This is a genomic window from uncultured Arcticibacterium sp., from assembly GCF_964021845.1.
GTDB lineage: Bacteria > Bacteroidota > Bacteroidia > Cytophagales > Spirosomataceae > Arcticibacterium.
Map to the genome: position 1 here is coordinate 655,522 of NZ_CAXHZC010000001.1, position 23,039 is coordinate 678,560.

Annotated in this window: 19 protein-coding genes; 13 read left to right on the plus strand and 6 right to left on the minus strand. The window is 36.9% G+C overall.

Annotated elements, in window-relative coordinates; translation table 11 throughout:
* Window positions 1-77: 77 nt before the first annotated feature.
* From AADJ06_RS02780 to AADJ06_RS02790, 3 genes are all read left to right on the plus strand, one after another.
* Window positions 78-323, plus strand: coding sequence for a hypothetical protein (locus AADJ06_RS02780; protein WP_341224872.1), 246 nt, complete (start codon window positions 78-80; stop codon window positions 321-323).
* 221 nt (window positions 324-544) lie between these two features.
* Entirely contained in the window at window positions 545-1,369 is an 825-nt protein-coding gene (locus tag AADJ06_RS02785; RefSeq protein ID WP_341224873.1) for a hypothetical protein, read from the plus strand.
* 159 nt (window positions 1,370-1,528) lie between these two features.
* Complete coding sequence (locus tag AADJ06_RS02790) at window positions 1,529-2,374, plus strand: hypothetical protein (protein ID WP_341224874.1); 846 nt, start codon at window positions 1,529-1,531, stop codon at window positions 2,372-2,374.
* Between the two features lie 5 nt (window positions 2,375-2,379).
* On the opposite strand, the gene rlmN is transcribed toward AADJ06_RS02790, so the two are convergent.
* Window positions 2,380-3,423, minus strand: coding sequence for a 23S rRNA (adenine(2503)-C(2))-methyltransferase RlmN (gene rlmN, locus AADJ06_RS02795; RefSeq protein ID WP_341224875.1), 1,044 nt, complete (start codon window positions 3,421-3,423; stop codon window positions 2,380-2,382).
* A 115-nt stretch (window positions 3,424-3,538) separates the two neighbouring features.
* Here rlmN and AADJ06_RS02800 point away from each other — a divergent pair, with 115 nt between their 5' ends.
* The 3 genes from AADJ06_RS02800 to AADJ06_RS02810 are packed head-to-tail and all read left to right on the plus strand — an operon-like array spanning window position 3,539 to window position 6,375.
* On the plus strand, window positions 3,539-4,825 hold the full coding sequence (locus AADJ06_RS02800; RefSeq protein ID WP_341224876.1) for an aspartyl protease family protein: 1,287 nt from the start codon (window positions 3,539-3,541) through the stop codon (window positions 4,823-4,825).
* A 54-nt stretch (window positions 4,826-4,879) separates the two neighbouring features.
* On the plus strand, window positions 4,880-5,746 hold the full coding sequence (locus tag AADJ06_RS02805) for a DNA/RNA non-specific endonuclease (protein ID WP_341224877.1): 867 nt from the start codon (window positions 4,880-4,882) through the stop codon (window positions 5,744-5,746).
* Window positions 5,746-6,375, plus strand: coding sequence for a methyltransferase domain-containing protein (locus AADJ06_RS02810; RefSeq protein ID WP_341224878.1), 630 nt, complete (start codon window positions 5,746-5,748; stop codon window positions 6,373-6,375). The genes AADJ06_RS02805 and AADJ06_RS02810 overlap by 1 nt, the downstream gene beginning before the upstream one ends.
* Here the strand turns inward: AADJ06_RS02810 and AADJ06_RS02815 are convergent.
* The gene (locus AADJ06_RS02815) at window positions 6,372-8,546 is read right to left on the minus strand and encodes an FdhF/YdeP family oxidoreductase (protein WP_341224879.1); all 2,175 of its coding nucleotides are present in this window, start codon (window positions 8,544-8,546) and stop codon (window positions 6,372-6,374) included. The two genes, AADJ06_RS02810 and AADJ06_RS02815, sit on opposite strands and share 4 nt — an antisense overlap.
* Window positions 8,547-8,659: 113 nt before the next feature.
* On the opposite strand from AADJ06_RS02815, the gene AADJ06_RS02820 reads away from it, so the two are divergent.
* Together AADJ06_RS02820 and gpmI are read left to right on the plus strand one after the other, a co-directional pair.
* Window positions 8,660-9,898, plus strand: a complete 1,239-nt coding sequence (locus tag AADJ06_RS02820) for a pitrilysin family protein (RefSeq protein ID WP_341224880.1) — start codon at window positions 8,660-8,662, stop codon at window positions 9,896-9,898.
* Between the two features lie 61 nt (window positions 9,899-9,959).
* Window positions 9,960-11,495 (plus strand): 2,3-bisphosphoglycerate-independent phosphoglycerate mutase, encoded by a 1,536-nt coding sequence (gpmI, locus tag AADJ06_RS02825; RefSeq protein ID WP_341224881.1) that lies wholly within the window; start codon window positions 9,960-9,962, stop codon window positions 11,493-11,495.
* Window positions 11,496-11,730: 235 nt separating this feature from the next.
* Here the strand turns inward: gpmI and AADJ06_RS02830 are convergent, their stop codons facing one another.
* The 4 genes from AADJ06_RS02830 to AADJ06_RS02845 all read right to left on the minus strand — a co-directional run bounded on the left by AADJ06_RS02830 (window position 11,731) and on the right by AADJ06_RS02845 (window position 16,918).
* A complete protein-coding gene (locus tag AADJ06_RS02830) occupies window positions 11,731-11,943 on the minus strand; it encodes a hypothetical protein (RefSeq protein ID WP_341224882.1) in 213 nt (70 codons plus the stop codon).
* A gap of 15 nt (window positions 11,944-11,958) precedes the next feature.
* Complete coding sequence (locus AADJ06_RS02835) at window positions 11,959-13,413, minus strand: glycoside hydrolase family 28 protein (RefSeq protein ID WP_341224883.1); 1,455 nt, start codon at window positions 13,411-13,413, stop codon at window positions 11,959-11,961.
* Window positions 13,414-13,479: 66 nt separating this feature from the next.
* Window positions 13,480-15,564: a glycoside hydrolase family 127 protein gene (locus AADJ06_RS02840; protein ID WP_341224884.1), complete on the minus strand. Its 2,085-nt coding sequence runs from the start codon at window positions 15,562-15,564 to the stop codon at window positions 13,480-13,482.
* Window positions 15,565-15,616: 52 nt separating this feature from the next.
* Entirely contained in the window at window positions 15,617-16,918 is a 1,302-nt protein-coding gene (locus tag AADJ06_RS02845; protein WP_341224885.1) for a nucleoside hydrolase-like domain-containing protein, read from the minus strand.
* 361 nt (window positions 16,919-17,279) lie between these two features.
* On the opposite strand from AADJ06_RS02845, the gene AADJ06_RS02850 reads away from it, so the two are divergent.
* The 5 genes from AADJ06_RS02850 to AADJ06_RS02870 all read left to right on the plus strand — a co-directional run bounded on the left by AADJ06_RS02850 (window position 17,280) and on the right by AADJ06_RS02870 (window position 23,020).
* Complete coding sequence (locus AADJ06_RS02850; RefSeq protein WP_341224886.1) at window positions 17,280-18,653, plus strand: nucleoside hydrolase-like domain-containing protein; 1,374 nt, start codon at window positions 17,280-17,282, stop codon at window positions 18,651-18,653.
* Entirely contained in the window at window positions 18,650-20,137 is a 1,488-nt protein-coding gene (locus AADJ06_RS02855; protein ID WP_341224887.1) for a DUF4038 domain-containing protein, read from the plus strand. The genes AADJ06_RS02850 and AADJ06_RS02855 overlap by 4 nt, the downstream gene beginning before the upstream one ends.
* Window positions 20,138-20,815, plus strand: a complete 678-nt coding sequence (locus AADJ06_RS02860) for a response regulator transcription factor (protein WP_341224888.1) — start codon at window positions 20,138-20,140, stop codon at window positions 20,813-20,815.
* Window positions 20,812-22,083 (plus strand): HAMP domain-containing sensor histidine kinase, encoded by a 1,272-nt coding sequence (locus tag AADJ06_RS02865; protein WP_341224889.1) that lies wholly within the window; start codon window positions 20,812-20,814, stop codon window positions 22,081-22,083. Before AADJ06_RS02860 ends, AADJ06_RS02865 begins: the two co-directional genes overlap by 4 nt.
* Window positions 22,084-22,204: 121 nt before the next feature.
* On the plus strand, window positions 22,205-23,020 hold the full coding sequence (locus tag AADJ06_RS02870) for a PepSY-like domain-containing protein (RefSeq protein WP_341224890.1): 816 nt from the start codon (window positions 22,205-22,207) through the stop codon (window positions 23,018-23,020).
* The last annotated feature ends 19 nt before the right edge of the window (window positions 23,021-23,039 follow it).

A 23,039-nucleotide genomic window follows, 5' to 3' on the forward strand; every position in this document is an offset into this window, starting at 1 on the left:
TAATCTTCAATTAAAACTAGCCCCGCACTTGCAAAAGCAGTTCGGGGCTTTTTTATGTTTAAATTTTAATAATTAAGATGTTAAATGATGTGTTACTTGGACAGTTTTACAGCAAAGCTAAATTTCTGTTCGATAGACTACGTCTCATCAAAAAATATTTATGGTTTAAGGTTGTTTTAGAGGCGTTTAGTCAGGCGATAGTTTTGTTAAACCATCCATTTTTTTATCAGATTTACTCTTTCCTGAGTGCTGATATAGGTGGTTTTTATCAAATTAAGAATGGTACCAGTTCTGTAGAGCGAATTAATTTGAGGCAGGAGTAAGATTTTTCTCTTTCTTAAGTAGTTTGAATTAATACTTATTTGTTCAAAATCCTGTTTAGGTAATCCTTTGTGTACTAGTATTTAAGTAGCTGTATCCGCTTGGTAAGTACTTCAGGTAATTTTAGGTAGGTGTTTTTACTCTAAGTAATTTTATTATTGTTGATGATTCCTCCAAACGGTGTTGTTCAATAAATTTTTAATTACTGCTTACTAATAAAAGAATGGTTAAAATAGCTCATTGTACAGATTTTTCTGAGAATGCGAAAAAGGCTCTTGAAGGAATGCTGTTCAATTTTTGGAGTTTTGATATAGCCATTGATATCCTTCACCTTGTAGAAGATGATTTTGAAGAATCTTTAGCCAAGTTAGAATTGCTAAAAAATGAACTAATGACCATTCATGGTACAAGGTTTATCTTCAAAACATATATTTTCAGAGAAAACCAAAGAGACTCTTTGATAGAGCAGCTAAACTCACGCGAGTATTTTGGGCTATTGGTGGGTTTAGACGGGCCAAAGAGAAAGTCAGGAATTGGTAGTTTTCTTCAAAGCCTTTATGATTTTTATTTAGGTAATATGACCATTGTACCGCTTATCCATGAAATAAAAATAGAAAATAAAGGTTTGGTGGCTTTGGCATATGAAAATATTGAAGCTTTGAGTACTTTGGTTATGGTCAGCGATTACATGAATTTTCATTTTTCTAAACTGACAGTTTTAATAAAGATTGAAAAAAACTTAAATGAAAAAGAAGTTAAAGCTATCAGAGACATTTTATCAAGCTTATTACCTGCTGCTAAATATGAATTGTTAATTCAGAATCGAGTGAATATTAGTAACTCTCTTTTGAATTTACTAAAAGCCGAGAATTTAGATTATTGCATATTATTTAAAGACGATTTTTTTGATAATTATTTTTATAACCATTTGAAGGTTAAACCTGCAGAAAGTGAGTTTAGTCAACGCATAGCGAGGATAAATACCTACAAGGAAAAAATAAAGGAGGATTTGAATTCTGTGGTACGGCTAACTTTAAGGCAGGAGTAATATGTACTTAAAATTAGGGAGGGCTGAAACTTTTAACTAAATTAATGTATCCGTTTAATAATTAAATTGTCAGGTGAAAGTAGAAAAACTCTTAGAAGAAGGCCTTTGGAGTCTTTTTTGCAGGTTGCTTTTACTCCTAAAATCCAGTCACTCTAGTCTATGAAATCAAATATAAGAGTCTCTTTCTGTACAGATTTTTCTGAGACAGCAAATGCTGCATTGGAAATGATTCTTTTCAATGCATGGAGCTTTAAGATAGATATTTATATCATCCATTTATTAGAGGATTTGACTTACAAAGAAGCTAAACAAAAACTTGATGCTCTTCAAACAGATTTAAATCACAGTATATGTGGCAGTAGAGAAGTGAATGTCAGGATTTTTGAAAAAGGTCATAAGCTGGAGTTGATAACGCATCTAAATGAATCAAACTATTTTTTAAATGTTGTAGGTTTAGATGGTCAAGGGCATACAGACGGTCAAGGCAGTTTTCTGAAAACACTATATCAATACTTGAAAGGTGGCTTAGTGGTAGTGCCAAAAAACCATGAAGTGAGCATTGAAAATAAATTATTAATAGCCTTAGAGTATAATAATATTGAACGGATTCATTATCTAATGAAGGTTCGTTCTTTTTTATATTTCAATTTCTCAAAGTTAAATATCCTTATAAGAGTTTCTGATGAAGTGAGTCTTGGAGATAAAGAGCAAACTAAAGAAGTAATTGAAGACCTTTTCGCAGGTTTAGAGTGCGAGATTATTTTTCAAAGTCCAAAAGGCTGTACAGAGTCTATGAGACGTTTATTTAAAGAAAAAAAGCTTAACTATACCGTAGTATTTAAAGGAGATTATTTCGACAATCACTTTATAGATGTCATGAGCAAGAGAACTAAATGCATTCAGCCTAAAGAAATGCTTTTAAGGGTTTGTACAGCTAAACGTATCATATCTGCAATAAAAGAAAACCAAGAAGGAGTAGAAAAAATGGAGTTAAGAGACTTTTAATGAAATCACTTCTCTTTAATGGCTAATTGGCCACAGGCTGCATCAATATCTTTGCCACGGCTTCTTCTTACATTAACCGTGACGCCACGTTTTTCTAAGAAATTGGCGAATTTGTCAATAGCTTCTGGGTCGGCATTTTGATAATTGGCCTCCGCTATAGGGTTATACTCTATGATATTTACTTTTGAAGGTACTCTTTTTACAAAATCAAGTAATTCTTGGGCATCTTCCAATTTGTCATTAAAACCATGGAAAATGATGTATTCTAATGTTATCTGATTACCCGTTTTTTGATAAAAATAGTTAAGAGCATCTCTTAAATTAGCCAATGAGTTGCTCTCATTAATAGGCATTATCTGGTTACGCTTTTCATCGTTAGCGGCGTGAAGAGAAAGTGCTAGGTTAAATTTAACTTCATCATCACCTAGTTTCTTTATCATTTTTGCTATACCAGCGGTAGAAACCGTAATTCTTTTAGGCGACCAATTTAAGCCATCTGGAGCTGTTAATCTTTCAATAGAGCCTAATGTGCCAGCATAGTTTAAAAGTGGCTCACCCATTCCCATATAAACCACATTAGTAAGTGGAGCTTGGTAGTTATCTTCTGCTTGTTTTTTGATTAAAACTACTTGGTCATAAATTTCAGCGGCTGTTAGGTTTCGCTCTCTATTCATGTAACCAGTAGCACAAAACTTGCAGCTTAACGAGCAGCCCACCTGAGAAGACACACAGGCGGTCATTCTTTTAGGTGTTGGAATTAAAACTCCCTCTACCAAATGACCATCAAAAAGCTTAAAACCAGATTTAATGGTTCGGTCGGAGCTAAACTGTGAGCTGTCTGTGATAACTGGATTTATGACAAAATGTTCTTTCAGTTTATCTCTAAGACCAATAGAAAGGTTTGACATTTCCTCAAAACTTATAGCAGATTTTTGCCACAGCCATTCCCAAACCTGATTGGCCCTAAATTTTTTTTCGCCTTCGGCCAAAAACCAATCTGTAAGTTTGATTTTGCTTAAACCTCTTATGTCAATTTTCTTATCTCCCATTCCGCTACAAAATTCCGCAATTTCGCTTGATTTACCTAGCTTTCACTATTTTTGGATGAGATTGCTCCTACTAATATGCAGCATAAGGACTATCTTGTCAGACTTTTAATAAATAATGAAAAAGCTATCTTCCATTACAGTTATGATGCTAACCGGCATCTTGCTGGTGTTTTCTTTAAACACCACAGCACAGTTTTGGAAAAAAAACAAGGATTCGGTAGTCGAAAACTACGGTTTTCACATAAATGGCGGTAAGAAGTCTTACTCCTTGTCTTTCAAGGTTTACTCAAATCTTATTGTAGTTCCAGTAGTATTAGATGAATCTGATACGCTAAACTTTATTTTGGACACCGGTGTAAGCTCTATTTTTATTACAGAACCAGCTGTAGCAGAAAAACTAGGTTTAGAATATGTGAGAGAAGTGGCTATAAGTGGAGCAGGGGAAGGTAAATCACTTTTAGCCATGGTTTCCATAGACCATGACTTCAAGCTTGGTAAAATAACGGGCTATCGTCAAAATGTGGTGGTTTTGAGTGAAGATATCTTGAATTTATCTGAATTTATGGGTGTGCCTATTCATGGGATTTTTGGTCACTCTTTGTTTGAAAATTTCATAGTAACTATCGACTATAACAATTTAGTTCTTACCGTAAGGCAAACAGAGAGTTTTAAGTACAAAAAGAAATACGGTCAAAAATACCCTATTGTGGTAACGCAGTCAAAACCTTATACAGACGCCATAAGAATAACAGAAAGAGGAAAACCTGAAAGAAACGTTAGACTTGTGATTGACACAGGTGCCGGACACGCTTTACTGCTAAATTCTGAAGAAGGGAATATTGCACTGCCTGAAAAGGTTATTAGAGCCAATTTAGGGAGAGGACTCAATGGTGAAATTTTCGGTGATATTGGTAGAGTACCGAAAGTGTCTATTGGCAAAAATGACTTATATGATGTTTTAGCATCCTTTCCAGATTCTCTAGCCTTTAGTATGAAATTTCCACCTTCAGATGATAACCGACAGGGCAGTATTGGAGGAGAATTCTTAAGACGTTTTAAGTTAACCTTAAATTATAATGAAGGTTACATGGCTCTAAAGCCTATTAGAAGAAGAATTAATCAACCTTTTGAGCATGATATGAGTGGGCTCGACATTAGAGCCCAAAAAGATAATTTAAAAAGGCTTTTTGTTATTGACGTGATTGAGGGCTCTCCTGGTGATTTGGCAGGTTTAAAAGCCAATGATGAGATAGTATTTGTGAACGACGACCACGTAGATAAATTAACGGTAGCTGAGATTTACCGTCTTTTTTCAAAGAAAGAAGGCAAATCAATTGATATTTTTTACCGAAGAAATGGCGTTTTAACTTTTACTACTTTTGAATTAAAAAGAGCTATTTGACGGGCTATCTAATCAATCTTTCCTGATATTTGCCGTAAGTACCAAAACTCAAGTATGGCTTACAGAAATTCTTTTTGGCGTAGGTATATGGGCTCTTTTTGGGTCTTTGTATTCATTCTACTCGCAATTTATCTTCTTAATCATCCTGGGCTATTGCGTAAGGCATTATCTAAGTTTGGTTTGGCAAAGGAAATGCCAGTAACCTTGAGTGAAAATGTCAATTCTAGCTATTCGGATTTCATGTTACCAAAGCCCAGTACCTATGGCGAATGGATAGAGAAACCTAATTTCTTGGTCTACTATGATGAAGATATCATGCAGGCAAGATTTACACTACACAAATTAGAAGGAGGTTTTACCAGAGGGAAAGCCAGCCGCTACGGAATAAGGTTTGACGATCAAGAAGTTTTAGCTTCGCAAACAGCTGCTTATTATGACTATTCTGGCTCTGGTTATGACAGAGGGCATTTGGTACCAGCCGGCGATTTTAAGTGCTGTCAAAGTGAAATGGTGGAGACTTTTTCCATGTCAAATATCGCTCCTTTTGATTCTGTCTTAAACAGATATGCTTGGAACGAATTGGAAATTAAAACAAGAAGCTTGGCTAGAAAAAATGGTACCATATACGTAATAACGGGTCCTGTTTTTGAGCATAGGTTTCTTTATATAGGAAAACAAAATGATGTTAGTGTACCTACCCACTTCTTCAAAATTTTGTTTACTCTTTCAAAGGATGGAACTAAACCGCAAAATATGACCGCTTATCTCATGCCAAATGAACCTCTCTATAGCTTTGATAAACAAAACATGAAAGTCAGTATTAACAAATTAGAAGAACTGACTAAGCTTGACTTTTTTGAAAAACTACCTGATGATTTAGAGAATAAATTAGAAGCCGCCACACAAACAGGGAACTGGTAATGGCGTACATTCCAGCCCTTAAATATCATATCCTAACCCCTATATATGATTGGTTTATAAAGCTCACGGTTCCTGAGAAAGAGGTCAAATCTAAAACTATAGATTTAGCTGAAATTAATGCAGATGATAAAGTGTTAGATTTTGGCTGTGGTACGGCTACGCTATGTCAAATATTATTGGCAAAATACGTGGTGACAGAAGTAGTCGGTTTAGATGTAGATCCAGCTATATTGGAGATAGCCAAAAAGAAAAGTATTCCAGATTTAACCTTAAAGGAGTTTGATGGCGAAGTGATTCCTTTCAAAGACCAGTATTTTGACAAAGTTATTTCTTCATGGGTTTTTCATCATTTGACTACGGAGCAGAAAATCAATGCTTTTAAAGAGATAAAAAGAGTACTGAAGCCAGATGGTGTTTTTATACTAGCAGATTGGGGCCAGGCCTCTAATCCAATCCAAAGAGTCTTGTTTTTTATACTTCAAGTTTTCGATAATTTCCATACCACTTCTGCCAATGTTAATGGAGAAATAGTGAGTTATTTGAAAGATGCAGGTTTTCAAAAAACTGAAGAGTGTGGCTATAGAAATACACTATTAGGCTCGCTTCGGTATTGGAAAGTAAGCAACTAAATCGTCTCTAACCAAATCTCCGTATTCTTAAAAGAAGGCGTCAAGCTTCTACCATCTGTTTCTGATGAAACCAAAAAGTTAGTTTCAGGATAAAAGCCCAAAACACAGCCTTTGGCAATGTCAAACTCCACGATTTCAAAATTGTCAATTTGCCCAGTTTTGCTTTTTGCATTCACTCTTTGCCCATTTTTTAGACCTTTCTCAGCTATATCTTCTTCATTCATAAGTAGCACATCGCGGTGTTTAGTGCCACGCCATGCGTCATGTTCTTCATATACTATAGAATTAAACTGGCCCTCGCTTCTAACCGACATTAAGGATAAGGCACCTTTTGTTCTGTCTAAATCGGGTAGGGGATTAAAAATGAATTGGGCTTTGCCCGAAGGAGTGTTAAACTCTGGTGTATGGAATGTTCTACCAGAAATTTGAAACTCTTCTTTGGTCTTGTCTATATGGTTGAGTTTTTCAAACCCTGGAATTACCGAAGCTATGGTTTTTCTTACAGCTTCATGACTTTTAAAGGCCTTGAAATCCACTTTGCTATTGCCTAAAACACGGCTTGCTATTTCCGCAATAATGTCAACTTCTGAGCGGAGGTTAGAGATTCGGTCAATACCGCCATCGCTCATACGCACATAATTAAACATCGACTCCTGCGTGGTCTTTTGTTTTTCCTCATCACGAACTAACACAGGAAGTATTAGGCATTCCTCGTCCACAGCTTTTATGTGCCCTTCGTTTAAAGTGGTGTTTACAAAAACTTTAAATGGGATTTTGTTTAAGGCTTGCTCTGCAAAATTTAGGTTAGGATTTGAGGCATAAAGGTTTCCTCCTAAAAGGAATGCCACATCTACATTTCCATCATTGGCTTCGTCCATGCATTTCATGGTATCCCAGCCTGCAGTGGTAGGTAGTTTTACGTTTAAATGTTTTTCAATATTCTCAAATACCTTTTCTTTCAATGCTGGTGTAACACCCATAGAGCCTATTCCTTGTACATTAGAATGCCCTCTTAGTGGTAATAAGCCTGCTTCTTTTCTGCCCACCATACCACGTAGCATAGCTAAGTTCACAATGGCCTCAACATTTTCAGAGCCGTGCTTATGATGTGTTATACCCATAGCCCAAGAGAAGATAACGTTCTCGGCTTTGATATAAACCTTGGCTATTTCTTTGATTTTTTCAGTGCTTAATCCAGAATTACTTTCAATGGTTTCCCAGCTTAAGCTGTTTACTTCTGTTTTGTATTTTTCAAAACCTTCCGAGTGATTTTTTATGAAACTGTCATTAAGCTTGTTTTGTTCTATAAGTACCTTGGCAATTCCATATATAACAGCAATATCTCCACCAATTCTTGGTTGCAAATAATGTGATGCTATATCAGAGCCTCTACTTAAAATAGACCTGACATCAGACGGGATTGAGAAATTTACCAAGCCAGGCTCTTTGGCTGGGTTTAAAACCACCACATTTCCGCCACGCCTTCTTACATGTAGTAACTCTGTTAAAAAACGAGGGTGATTAGATGCAGGGTTTGCTCCAATCACAAAAACCAAGTCAGCTTTTTTGATATCATGCACCTGAATGGTGGCAGTACCTGTACCTAAAGTGCTTTTCATGCCCACACCACTGGCTTGATGGCAGTAATAAGAGCAATTGTTTACATTATTAGTTCCATAAATTCTGGCAAAAAGATGTAGCAGAAATGCTGCTTCATTGCTACTTCTTCCAGAACTATAAAAGAAGGTTTTATTTGGATCGGTTCCTTTAAACTTATCCGCTATTTTAGAAAGAGCCTCTTCCCAATTAATGGTTTTGTAGTGGCTTTCTCCTTTTAATTTTAGAAGTGGGTCCTTTAATCTGCCCAGCATTTCTAACTCTCTTGGTCTGAGTTTTCGGAGCTGTTCTATACTATTATTTTCCCAAAAATGAGCAGGAATAGGTGCTTGAATGTCGGTTAATTGGGCTTGAAGACTCTTTTTGCAAATCTCTATCTTGTCATTTGCTTCGTTTACCATGCCGCCTTTTTGACCTCCCATGCCGTATGCACAGGTTTTGCAAGTGTTTTTAGAAGTGATGGTTTTAGCCACACTTCCTAGTCCGGCTTCTTTAATGACATGGAAAGAATAAAAAATGGACTTCCAGCCGCCCACATAAGATTTTGTCTTCAATTGGTTTTCTTTTGATAATTTGAAGGTAAAAAAATAGTGTGATTTTAGTGTAAATAATCTCTCAAATCTTCAAATAGCCTTATTTTTGCCACGCATTAAGCAAAACCTAATTAATGATTTCGTACCAACATTTCGCCTTGAAAAATGGGCTTCAAGTATATCTACATGAAGATAAAACTACCCCCATAGCAGCATTTAATATTGTATATGACGTAGGCTCTAGAGACGAGGACGAAAGCCGTACTGGTTTTGCCCATTTGTTTGAGCATTTGATGTTTGGTGGTTCTAAAAACATTCCAAGTTATGATGAACCTTTGCAGAAAGTAGGAGGAGAAAATAACGCCTTTACATCACCAGATGTTACCAATTATTATATCACGCTTCCTGTATCTAATATTGAAACCGCTTTCTGGTTAGAGTCAGACCGAATGCTGAGTCTTTCGTTTGACCCTAAAGTACTGGAAGTGCAGCGTAAGGTGGTTATTGAAGAATTTAAACAGCGTTATTTGAGCCAACCTTATGGTGACGTTTGGTTAAAAATGAGGCCTTTGGCTTATAAAAATCACCCATACAAGTGGGCAACTATAGGCAAAGAAATCAAACACATAGAAGAGGCCACTTTAGAAGATGTGAAAGATTTTTTCTTTACGCATTACAGACCAAATAATGCTACGCTGGTAGTGGCAGGTAATATTTCTTTAGAAGAAGTAAAAAGGTTAAGCGAAAAGTGGTTTGCTGATATTCCGGCAGGACCAAAAAAAGCAAGAAAATTACCGGTGGAGCCTGCTCAAACCGAAGCAAGGTTTTTAGAAACCGAAGCCAAAGTGCCTTTAAATGCACTTTATAAAGCATATCATATGCCAGGTAGGTATCATGAAGATTTCCATAAGGCAGATTTGATTAGTGATGTATTAGGTAGGGGTAAATCATCAAGACTTTACAAAGAATTAGTAAAAGAGCAAGGACTTTTTAATAACATCAATGCTTACATTTCTTCTTCGTTAGACCCAGGTCTATTAATGATAAGTGGGAATTTAAATGAAGGAATAAGTATAGAAAAAGGGAATGAAGCTGTTGAAAAGATTGTTCTTAAATTGACTGAGGAAATCATGGAAGAAACAGAGCTAGAAAAGGTGAAAAACCAAGCAGAAGCATCCCTCCAATTTTCTGAAGTAGAATTACTCACTAGAGCTATGAATTTGGCTTTTGCAGCAAATTACGGCGACCCAGAGTTGTGTAATAAAGATGCGGAGAAGTTGGCAGCTATTACACCTGAAAGTTTTCAGGAAATGGCTAAAAAAGTACTTAGGCCAGAGAACTGTAGCACCATGTTTTACAGAGCGGTCAATTAAAATAAATAAAAGCCGCCTAAAAGGCAGCAAATAGAAATAGAAACACTAAAAATATAAAAACGTGAATAAGAAAGTAGCATTAATCATTTTAGACGGATGGGGAATACCTAAAAAGGGTGAAGAGTGGCGTTCTGCCATTGAAAAGGCAAATGTTCCTTATTTTGACCATTTAATGAGCACTTATCCTCACAGCACATTAGAGGCTTCTGGAAGAGCGGTAGGTTTGCCTAACGGTCAAATGGGAAATTCTGAAGTGGGTCATATGAATTTAGGTGCTGGAAGAGTAGTTTTTCAGCAATTGGAAAAAATTAACGTAGAGATAGAAGAAGGTAGATTAGCAAATGAGCCTGTACTAAAGAACGCTTTAAACTACGCGAAAGAAAATAATAAGAAAGTCCATTTCATTGGCTTAGTTTCTGATGGTGGTGTGCATTCTCATATAGAGCATTTAAAAGGACTTACTAAAATAGCTGCTGAGGCAGGTTGCAAAGATGTTTTTGTACATGGCTTTTTAGATGGTCGTGACTGTGACCCAAAATCAGGGAAAGAGTTTGTATCTGATTTACAATTACACTTAGCCACGCATGGTGGTCAAATAGCTTCTTTAACTGGAAGATATTATGCCATGGATAGAGATAAGAGATGGGACAGAGTAAAACTGACCTATGATGCCATGGTAAAGGGTATAGGGGAGTATAAAGTTTCTAACGGAGGCTTACTTTCTACTATCCAAGATGAGTACGATGCTGGTGTTACAGACGAGTTTATGAAGCCAATAGTGGTGGAACAGCATAGTAAGCCAATAGGCCTAATAGAAGAAGGTGATGTGGTAATGTGCTTTAACTTCAGAACTGACCGCGGCCGTGAAATTACGATGGCTCTTACGCAAGAGGCCTTCCCGGAGCAAGATATGCATCCTTTAAAACTTAAGTATTTAACCATGACTAACTATGATGCTACATATAAAAATGTAGAGGTTATTTATGAGAAAGATAACTTAGTGAATACCATGGGTGAAGTCTTAGAAGCTGCTGGAAAGAAGCAAGTTAGGGTAGCAGAAACCGAGAAGTATCCGCACGTGACATTCTTCTTTTCAGGTGGACGTGAGAAAGAATTTGTAGGAGAAAGCAGAATAATGGCTCAGTCGCCAAAAGACGTAGCCACCTATGATTTAAAACCAGAAATGGCTGCTGCTGACATTAGAGATGGTATTATTCCAGAATTGAAAAAAGGAGAGGTTGATTTCGTTTGCCTGAACTTTGCTAATCCTGATATGGTAGGGCATACGGGCGATTTTGATGCGGTAGTTAAAGCTGTAGAAACGGTAGATGCTTGTTTGAAAGATGTAGTGGAGGCCGGATTGCCAAACGGATATTCTTTTATAGTAATAGCAGACCACGGAAATGCAGATTACATGTTAAATGATGACAAGTCTGTAAATACAGCTCACTCATTAAACTTGGTTCCATTTATAGTGGTAGACCCAGAATACAAAGGTCAACCTAAGGACGGAAAGTTAGGAGACGTAGCACCAACCATCCTTAAAATGATGAATGTAGCCATCCCAGCTGAAATGACCGGAGATGTTTTGGTTTAAAAATAACTGAATTTTCTATATTAAAAAGGAGCTGTGAGGCTCCTTTTTTTGTTTTTCTAGGAAGGTGTTTGATTTGCTGAGTATTTTATTTCAAAAGCGTTAGTTTTTAATTTAAGCGTTGAAAGTGTTTTAGGGTAAAATAATAAAATTTAAAACATATTTATAATGTAAAAAGGTGATTAGAACATGAATTTGCTCTAATCACCTTTTATGATTTATCTAGGAATAATGTCCCTTAGTTTATCTTAACAGCATCTTTTGATACGCTTTCACCTACTGCAGTATGATTGTTGAAGTTAACAGTAGCAGACGAATTTAAGATTATAGCTTCACTAGCAGAGCCATTTATTCTAACTGCATCAGCAGATTTTGAACCAAAATCAATGTCTGTTAGTGTTAGGTCTTTTGTATTTAAAACGTCAAAGACAATGTCATTTTTGATGTTCAATTTGGCATTTGTAACCTAAACTCCATTCGCATCAATAATTGAAAAACCATTGTCAGCTTCAGCCATAAGATTTGTGATTTCTACATTCTCTAGGTTCATTTCTGGAAGTCCCTGAAGAAAAACAGCTTGCTTGGCACCGTTTACTATCACATCTTTGATGACAATGTTCTTAAACTGTGGCGTTTCTACTGTAACAGGAATGCTTTCAGATGTTGCCTGAGCACCACCTTCTGCTAATGTTTCAGAAATAGATTTTCCGCCGTAGTAAAGATTGAAAGAAATGGCATTAGTAGGGATATCAGTCATTCTGATGTCTCTGATAAAGATATTTTCTACTACACCACCACGGCCACGTGTACTTTTAAAACGAAGCCCCACATCTGTACCCATAAAAGTACAGTTAGAAACATGCATATTTTTCACACCGCTAGACATCTCCGAACCTACTGTTACGCCGCCATGACCATGATAAACAATATTGTTTCTTATTATTAAATTTTCACATGGTACACCTCTGTCTCTTCCGTCTTTGTCTTTACCAGACTTAATACAAATGGCGTCATCGCCCACATCAAAACTAGAGTTTTCTACAATGACGTTTTTACAAGATTCCACATCAATACCATCTCCATTTTGAGAATACCAAGGGTTACGTACAGTAACATTTCGTACTATTAGGTCTTCCACCATTAATGGGTGCAGGTTCCATGCTGGTGAATTCTGAAAAACGGGGCCATCAAGCATGACTCTTTTACTGTTTTGGATGCTCAGCATTACAGGTCTTAAAAAGTCACGAATAGCTAAGAAGTCTTCTTTGGTATGTAAATCATGACGTACATTTTGGTCTGCATTATTGGCACCTTTCATAAATTGTTCAGATGGAGACCAAAGGTCTTTTTTGTCGTTTAAAACACCACCACTTGCTACTAGTTTTTTCCAAGCAGACGCCGTCAATTTCCCTTTCTTTACAGAACGCCAAGCTTCCCCAGAGCCATCCCAAACGCCTTTGCCAGTGAATGCCACATCTTCTATGTTTTTACCATAAATAGGAGAAAGGCAACGCCACGTGGTTAAGCCCTCAAAACTGGTTTCTATAATAGGGTAGAGGTCTTTGTTAGTAGAAAACCTGATTAGTGCTCCAGCTTCTGCATGCAATTCAAGTTTGCTTTTTAAAATGATAGGTCCTGTTAACCAGATGCCCGCAGGGATAATTACTTTACCGCCGCCTTTTTCGGTAACAGCAGCAATGGCATCCTCAAAAGCTTTGGTATTATCCACCAGGCCGCCGCTAACAGCACCAAAATCTGTAATGTTTACGGAATTTGAAGGAATAACAGGTTCATTCACCAGAGCCATTTCAAACTCTATATTTTCATAAAAGCCAGAGGATGATTTATTGTTTTGCTCTGTACAGCTACCTAGTATAAAGGTGAAAGCTGATAGTAATACTAAAAATTGTTTTTTTATCATTATAATTCTTGTAAGGTTAAGGTGTATTGGTTAAACAAATAGTTTAGAATTTTCAAAAGTCTGAAATTATCTTCCCAATGGCAACCAAACCGCCATATCAGCTTCCTCTCTATTTGCCCAAGCATAATAAGGTATCAAACGAATTTCTGTGGTATTGCTCTTAGCATTTAGGGGCTTGTACAAGTTGTTTTCCCAATTGTTTTGCGTTGTATTGGCAGTACCAACAAGGCTGACCACTTCGCTGTTGGATATTTTCATTTTCTCAGGACTTAAAGCGATGTTTGAAGGAATAATGATATCAGCAAGGTTTTGGCCTTTCTTTAGGTCGTTTGCCTCTAAACAATAAACCAAAGGACCACGCTTTACCACCACTTGGTTTCTGGTTTCTTCTACCATTGGGTTGGCCTCGATTAACTGCACAGGCATATCCATCACAAATTTTATCTGGTCACCTTTTTTCCATTTCTGACTTACACTTAAGTAAGAGCTTGAAGTGGCATTACTTTGTACTTTTTGACCGTTTACATAAACGGAAGCATTGTTACACCAGTCTGGTACTCTGAAATTTAGTTGTTTTTCATCAGAAGGAGCTTCTGTGATATTAATGTTTACATCGCCATCCCATGGATAGTTTGTAGTTTGAGTTAATTGAATTTCTTCTTCACCTAGTTTAGTGTTTATATCACTGCTGCTATACATATTAAACCATAGTCCGTCTGTATTTTTGCTATACAGGTAGCTTCCTATTTCTGCAATGGTTCTAATGGTATTAGGTGGGCAGCAGTTAGATTTTGAGATATAATCTTGACGTACATTTGGCCATCTTAAATTGAATGGTAATCCCTTCGTGTTGCTAAGTGGATTGGTATAGAAATAACCTTTTCCATTTAAGTTTACTCCAGACAAAACACTATTGTAAAGCGTGGTTTCCATCAAATCAGCATATTTGGCCTCAGCCGTGGTTTGAAACATTCTCCAGTTCCATAAGGCACTACCAATATTCGCACAGGTTTCATTATGAGCACCAGCATTTGGCAGTTCATATTCTCTTCCAAAGGCTTGATGTACCTGCTGAATTTCACTGGGTTTGTACGATGTGCCATTGGGCGAAACTCCATCATAAAGAGCACCAGCTCCACCCGTGATATATAGTTTGGTTTCCGTCATGTTGTCCCAGATTTTATCCAGAGCATCTTTCAATGTTTTATCTCCTGTTTCTGCATAAACATCTGCTACACCAGCATAAAGATAGGTAGCCCTTACCGCATGGCCTTCGGCCTTTGTTTGCTCTCTAAACGGAAGTCTATCCTGGTTATGGTCAGTTCCATTTTCTAACATACTTCTTATATCAATCAGCTGTTTTGACAACTCTAAGTAGCGAGGGTCTTTAGTGGTACGGTACATTTCCACCACACCCATGTAATGCGACGGGCAAATAGCATTTCCTGCTAGTTTTTCAGGGAACTTCTGACAAAAGTTATAGAGATAATCTGCTGCATTTTTTGCCAAATCTAGTAAATCAGTTTTTCCTGTAGCTTTATAATGAGCACAGGCGGCTGTCATTAAATGCCCCATGTTATAGGTTTCAAAATCTAATCGCTCACGAAACTCTTGAGCTTTTTCAGGATGATTTTTCAGGTCAATCATTACCGGAGTATGGATATAACCGTCTTCTCTTTGTGAAGCTGTGAAAAGAGGAATGACTTGGTCAATCATACGAGTGAATTTCTCGTCTTTGGTAACTGCGTAAGCCATACTTGCAGCTTCTACCATTTTATAAAAATCGCCGTCATGAAAAGGAGCACCTTTATGTTTTCCTTCTTCCACACCTGCTGCTACTTCAAAATTTCTTAAGGCACCACTTCTTTCTGCATCACTATAGATACTCCACATTTCAGGAATCATAGTTTCTGTACAGGTTTCAAGTCTTTCAGCCCAAAAACCACTGTTTAGTTTGACTTCGTCAATGCCCAAAGCTTGAAGTTTTACATATGGGCTTTCAGAGGTATTTACCAAACTTTTATTGGCCGTAAGATTCTCCGCATTTAAAGTAGAGGTTTGCTGAGTTTGCTGAACCGTTTGTTTTTTTTGGGTTTCGCTACAGGAAACGGAAATAATACTCAGCAGGAGTAATAAAGGGACTTTTTTCATGTTAAAAATTTCAATTAATTGGGTTGAATGATTGTTTGTTAAATGCTACAGCTTAGTTTATCCAGGCCCATCTTTTAGCCCAGTCCATTAAGAATTCTTTTCTAAACTTTGATATGGTTCTGGCACCTTGTTGGTCTTTTAGGAAGAGTTCGGGGCTTGATACATCTCCGTACCATTGATTTCCTAATGCGTAGTCATCTTTGTTCGGTTTTCCTGGCCAAGGATTGGTGCTAACGTACTGGCCTTTTAAGCCGTCTAGTTCTTTTATGCTACTATGCGTTTCATAGGAGCTCGTTTCAGGTCTTTTTGGTGAATAGCGAACGGTATATATGCCATTCCCTAAATAGTAGCCCGGCCATTGTTGTTTTTGAATCTCCATGATGAAACAAGAAGAATCTTGTGGAATGTCTATTTCAGGGCCTTTAAAACGCCATTCTAAAATAGAATATGCACTTACGGTGTCTTTCACACTTGAGTTTCCTTCAAAAATGTATCTTGCACTGCGGTCTATTTTTTGGAATTTTCCACCCCAGCTATCCGTGGTAGGGTCATTTGCATCGCCATTCATCAGATAAGCTAATGAGGGTGTGTCACCCATTTTGATATGGCCTTTGTAATGGTTGATAAAGTTATCTGCCATAGCACCATGTCCTTTGACAAAATTATTATAGTAAGCAGCTCCGCTCATATTATCAGGAGCGTTTTCATCTTCCATAAACCAGCCTCTGTAGGTAGCATTTGCTTCTATCATATATAGGTTTGGGTGATTAGCGGCTATATAGGCATAAGCATTAGAGCTCCACTTTTTATTTGGTCCGCCAATCCAGTATACTCTTATTTTTTCAGTGATTTCTGGTGCATCGTGAAGAGCTTGGGCTACATCTTCAATTCCACCCCAAACCAAGACCCATAAAGGTTGGTCAGATTCTCTTTTAGCTCTTTCAATAATCCAATCAGAACCTTCGCTTGCTTTGGTATAGCCTTTAAAGGGGGCTTCAAGTTTTGAGCCTTGCTTACAAATAGCTCTTAAAGCAGCCGGTTCCGGTAAGTTCGGAGCATGTTCTTTTAATTGACTTAAGTCTTTTTCATACAAATCTATTATCATTTCTATGTCAGCCTTAGAACCGTTTCCGAAAGGGGAAGAAATAAGTCCTTCTAATTGGAAAAGGTCAGCATACATAAAGGCATGAATCATAGACTGGAAATCGTCAGGGTCTGTTCCTCCTATATCTGAGCTTATAATAACTCTTGGTTTCTCACTTATGCTCTTACATTGGATAAAAGCTATGGCAATACAGCATAAAACCGCGTATTGAACAAGGTGTTTCAGTGCTTTTGAAGCTGTTTCTTTCATTTTTAGGGTTAAAGTATTGTTTAAGAGAATGAGTCTCTTTAGTGATACAAATATAAAGCAAAAAGAAAATAAACGAAATAAAAAGAAATAAAACGAAAGTAAATTTGTGCATTATTGAAGATATGCGTCTATTTTTGTCTTGAAAAGATTTAATTATATAACTCATAAGTATAATTGCTTGAAACTGTTTGATGCCTTAAATCTATTTGAGTCATCATGAGTACTTCGGAATTAGATTAGCTCCTAAAGAGCTTTGAGGTTATTGATTAATACCTTAAGATGTTTTTTATATTATTTCAGATTAAATATGAGTATGCTGAATTTCTCTAAATGTAGTGTTTTTGTTTTTTATTTTCTTTTTATGATAAGTCCTACTTTCTCGCAAAGTAGTACGCTGCAAGAGAGAACTAGGGTTATAGTAACATCTGATGGTGAAATAGATGACGAATGTTCTTTTGTCCGTTTTTTACTTTATACCAACGAGTGGGATGTAGAGGCTATAGTAACCTCAAGTTCGCAGTATCATTGGCAAGGACATAAATGGGCAGGTGATGACTGGGCCTTACCATATTTAGAAGCTTATGCGGAAGTGTATCCCAATTTACTAAAGCATGATAGCCGCTATCCTACACCTGAGTATTTAAAAGAAAGAACATTGCTTGGTAACGTAGAGTCAGAAGGTGAAATGGAAAAAAGGACGCCCGGTGCCGAGCTCATTACAAAAGTACTTTTGGATGAATCTGATAATAGACCTATTTGGCTACAAGCTTGGGGCGGAACCAATACCATTGCTCGTGCTTTAAAAACTATTGAAGAAGAACATCCTGAAAAGATGGCGTATGTGGCCAATAAAATTCGCCTTTACCTAATTTGGGAGCAGGATGAAACCTATCAAAATTATATAAAACCACACTGGGGGAAGTATAACATCTTAACCATTAATTCCGACCAGTTTATTGCTTATTTCTATAACTGGAAGCAGTTTTTACCTAAAGAGCAGCAGGAGTATTTAGTGGGTTCATGGATGAATGAGAATATTTTAAAAGAACATGGAGCTCTTTGTGAACTATATAAAGCACATGAAAATGGGGACTTTAGGTCAGAAGGAGATTCACCGGCTTTTCTTCATACCATTCCTACTGGCTTAAGAAGTTTAGAGTCTCCGGACTTTGGTGGCTGGGGCGGCAGATATGTTGAAATTAGAGAGAACTACTTTACAGATAAGGTAGACGAACCTGGCTATAGTTATCCAAAAGGAAGATGGTGGACTAAGAACGCATGGGGAAGAAACCGTATGAAACTAGAAATTCCGAACGATACACTGTTGACAAACTACATGAAACCCATGTGGCAATGGATTGGCCCTATTCAAAATGATTTTGCTGCTAGAGCAGATTGGGGTGTGAAATCTTATGAAGATGCGAACCATCCTCCTGTGGTGGTACTCAAAAATGAACTAAACATTCATGCTAAGGCTGGCGAGGTGGTCAAATTAAATGCAAAAGGCAGCTCAGACCCAGATAGAGATAAATTGACTTATAAATGGTGGCATTATAATGATGCAGGGAGCTACCAAGGTAATGTGATCATCAAAAAATCATTAAAGAGAAGTACCTCACTACTGGTTCCAGCAGACGCCAAGTCTGGTGATACCATACATGTGATTTGTGAAGTAAATGATAGTGGAAAGCCAAGTTTAACAAGATATCAAAGAACAATAATTACAGTAAAATGAAAAAATATATTTCAACCCTCTTAATTTTTCTCTTTTTAGTTAATCTCACTTTTGGTCAATCTTCAAGTCCTTGGGAAAAGCATGGTAAGTTAGAAGTGGCTACCAACGGGCATTATGCACAGCACAAAGACGGAAGCCCGTTTCTGTGGGTTGCGGATACAGGTTGGGGGCTGTTTCAGCAGTTAACAAGAGAAGAAGTAGACCTATACTTAGATAAGCGTCAAAAACAGGGATTCACCGTTATACAATCTGTGGTGTTTTGGTACCCCCATGGTGGTGGAATAGAAAGTGGTCCGCATAATGCTGCAAATGCCTATGGGCACCAACCTTTTAATGGAGGGAATGATGCTCCAGATACGTCAAGTCCTCTAATAGTTAATGGTGGAAGCCCTGAAACACCAAATGACTATTGGGACCACGTGGATTATATTATAAATGCAATTAAGAAGCGAAACATGTATTTGGCATTATTGCCTTGCTGGGGTAGGGCTTATGTCACAGAACAGTTCGGTGGTTCACACCAAGAGTTTAATGAAAGCGAAGCAAGAAGCTATGGTGCCTTTTTGGGAAAACGTTATAAAACAGAACCACATATTCTTTGGGTATTGGGTGGTGATGCCAAAGCTCAAGTTAGGTCTTACGACACACATCATATTTTTCAAGAGTTTGACACACGTGATATTTTTAGAGCCATGGCAGAAGGTATAGCAAATGGCGTAACAGGTCAAAACCTTGCTTGGAACAAAGCCAACCCTTCTTGGAAAGATGTTTTCATGACGTATCATCCAGATGGCGACGCTACTTTTAATTCTTCCAATTGGTTTCAGCAAGACGAATGGCTTACTGCCAATGGCGTTGAAGTATGGAAAGTAGTAAATGAAGTGTATCCAATGATGGTAAATGATTACCAAAGAAATGACCCAGCTAAGCCAAGCTTATTTTTGGAGGGTTCTTATGAGTACGGTTCTTATAATCATGACTGCGGCTGGGTGACGCCTGTTAGGGTTAGAAGGCAGTTTTACCATACGTTTTTTGGTGGTGGAGCTGGTCATACCTACGGTGCAGGGCCTATATGGTCTATGAGAGGAAACGAGGGCGACTATAACTGTGGTTACACTTGGCAGCAAGCATTAGACTTTCCAGGAGCTGTTCAGTTAGCACAGGTAGGTAAGAACTTTTTACGTGACCATAAATGGAATGAGTGGATACCAAATGGGGCTGTTGTTAAGAGACTGGGAGAAGGAGAAAGTTTGAAAACGGCAGTTACCACCAAATCTGGTGATATGGCTTTGGTTTATTTTTCTAATAATTCTGCTACGGAGGTTAATAACATTTTGGGTAAAAAAACTACTGCTTATTGGTTTTACCCTAGAAATGGTGAGGTAAAAGTGATTCCAGGTTTTGAGGTAGGAGAAACGAAAGATATGCTGCCACCAAATTATTGGGAAGATGCCATCTTAGTGCTAAAAGCAAACGATAAATAGATGAAAATTCTTGTAGTAGAAGATGAGCCAGAGATGCAAAAACTACTCACGCAATTCTTACATGATGAGAATTATGTGGTAGAAGTTGCCGACAATTTCCTTACTGGAATGGATAAAATATCAGCATACGATTATGATTGTATCTTGCTTGATATTACACTTCCCGGTGGTAGTGGGCTTGATTTGCTACGGGAGTTAAAAAGTCTTGAAAAAGCAGATAGCGTTATTATCATTTCGGCTAAAGATTCTATTGAAGACAAAGTGCGAGGCTTAGACCTTGGAGCAGACGATTACTTAACTAAACCTTTTCATATCACCGAGTTAAATGCCCGAATTAAGTCTGTGATAAGACGGAAAAAGAAAGATGGTAAGAGTTTGCTTATTATGGAAAATGTGAAAATCAACATAGAAGAACGGTTAGTTTTGGTGGATGATAAGTCAATGGAGCTTAACCGAAAGGAGTTTGACATTCTTGTATTTTTTGGAATGAATAAATCACGAATAGTGAGTAAATCTGCCATAGCAGAAAATATATGGGGCGATTATATTGACCAGGCCAACGACTTTGATTTTATCTACTCTCAAATAAAAAACCTACGCAAAAAACTGCGTGACCATGAAGCCAATTTTGATATAAACGCAGTATACGGAATGGGGTACAAACTAACAGTGAAATGAAACTGATAAACCATACCCTGTGGATTCTTTCTCTTATTATTTTTACCACCGTAGGTTTATGGGCTTTTCTGTTTTATTCTCAACTGCTTAATCAGGTCAAAACTACCATTGATGAAGGGCTTTCGAATCATAAAATAGCCATTATTGATAAACTAAAAGATGATGCCGAAATACCAAATAAAGATAGTTTTCAAGACAAAAGTTACAGTATACGAAATGTAAATGAGGATTATGCTTTGCAGATTATAGATAGCTACAAAGACACCTTAATGTATTCTAGTCTTAAGAAAACCTCTTATCAAGCTAGAATGTTAACTACAGCTTTTGTTTCGCCAAATGGGCAATTTTATGAAATGAAAGTGATTTCTCATGAAATAGACAAAGAGAACTTAATCAAGAAAATCATCACCTCCTTGTTACTCCTGTTCTTGTTTTTGGCCATTAGTATATTTTTGGTCAATAGGTTTGTGCTAAAAAATACATGGAAGCCTTTTTATGAAATCTTGAATTATCTGAATGATTTTAGGCTTGACAAAAGGAAAGAAAGAGAATTTCAGAAAACCAATATTCAGGAGTTTGAATTACTTAATAAATCTGTTCAAAACTTGCTCAATAAAAATGTAGAGATTTTTAAGAGTCAAAAGGAGTTTATAGAAAATGCTTCTCATGAATTTCAAACGCCCCTGGCCATTGGTATAAACAAACTAGAACTACTGGCAGAAGACCAAAGACTGAGTGAAGAGCAGACACAAAAAATAGGTCAAATAATAGATTCTTTTCAAAGGCTTTCAGGTTTAAATAAATCCTTACTGCTGCTTTCTAAAATTGAAAATAAACAGTTTATATCTATCGGAAAAGTAAGTTTTGATTCCATAATTAAAAGAATTTTGGAAGACTTTTCAGACTATTCTAGCTTTCAAGAAATCAAAATTTCCTACCAAAAAGAGGCAGACCTTGTCTTTACTATGAATAGGGATTTGGCGGAAACATTGGTTTTAAATCTCATTAAAAACGCTATCATTCATAACCATAAAGAAGGAGAAATAGTAATTCGACTAACAGCTTCTTCGCTAATGGTTGAAAATACCAGTGTTCTGCCTCAGATAGCTGAAGAAAAGATATTTAAGCGTTTTAGTAAAAGCACTAATAATAATAAATCTACAGGGTTAGGACTTTCTATAGTGAAAGCCATTGCGGAGGTTTCTGGACTTGAGGTTTCTTATTCCTACACCGGTAAACATGTTTTTATATTAGCGAAGAAAGTTTGACATTTTGCTGGTTTATTTTGAGCAAAATAGCCTTCATTTTGCAATTCCAGATTCTTTCCAGATTTCTTCCCAATTGTTTCCCAAATCATATTATTCCTTTGTACCAAATTTAAGATTTAATATGAATCGAATCATCGGAATATTGGTTTTGACACTCTTAGCAAAAGCCACTTTTGGACAAAGCATTAGTCAAAGCAAAGTGCCAGCTGTAGTGCTAAATGCTTTCCAATTAAAATACCCTAATGCAGAAGACATTAGATGGAAAAAAGACAAAGTCAAATACGAGATAAATTATAAGGTAAATAGCAAATCTCACAAGCTCAAGATGGATTATAAAGGGAGTGTTTCTGAGCATTCACAAGATTTATACTTAAGCGAAATACCAAAAGAAGTATTAGGAATAATAAGAGAAAAGGCCCCATTTTTTGATTTACAAGATGCCGATTTATATGAGAAAAACGGAAGCATCACGTATGTGACAAAGGTCAGGATTGACGGTAGTAATAGTTACTTCTGGATTAATGAAAAGGCTGAACTACAGAAATACAGAAGAGAGCTGAAAGATAGCGAAATTCCTGCACCCATCATGAAAATGATAAAGAGTGAATACAGTACACTTGATATAAAGCGAGCCAAATATGTGGAAGATAAAGAGAATATAAACTACATCATCGGTGGTGATATTAATGGAAAGGATAATGTTTTTTGGTTTGATATAAAGTCTAATTTTTTAGGACATAAGCAAGACCTTAGAGATGCTGAAATACCAGCCGCTATTTTAAAAACGGTGTCTTCAGCGTATGAGGGTTATGATATAAAAGATGCCGATATGATTCGCACGCCAAAAAGTCAAACATGGGTTCTAAGGTTGAAGAAATCGAATGAAAATATGAAAGTGACTTTTGACAAATCAGGTAAAATCTTAGAAGTTAATTGAGATGAGTTTGAAACCTAAC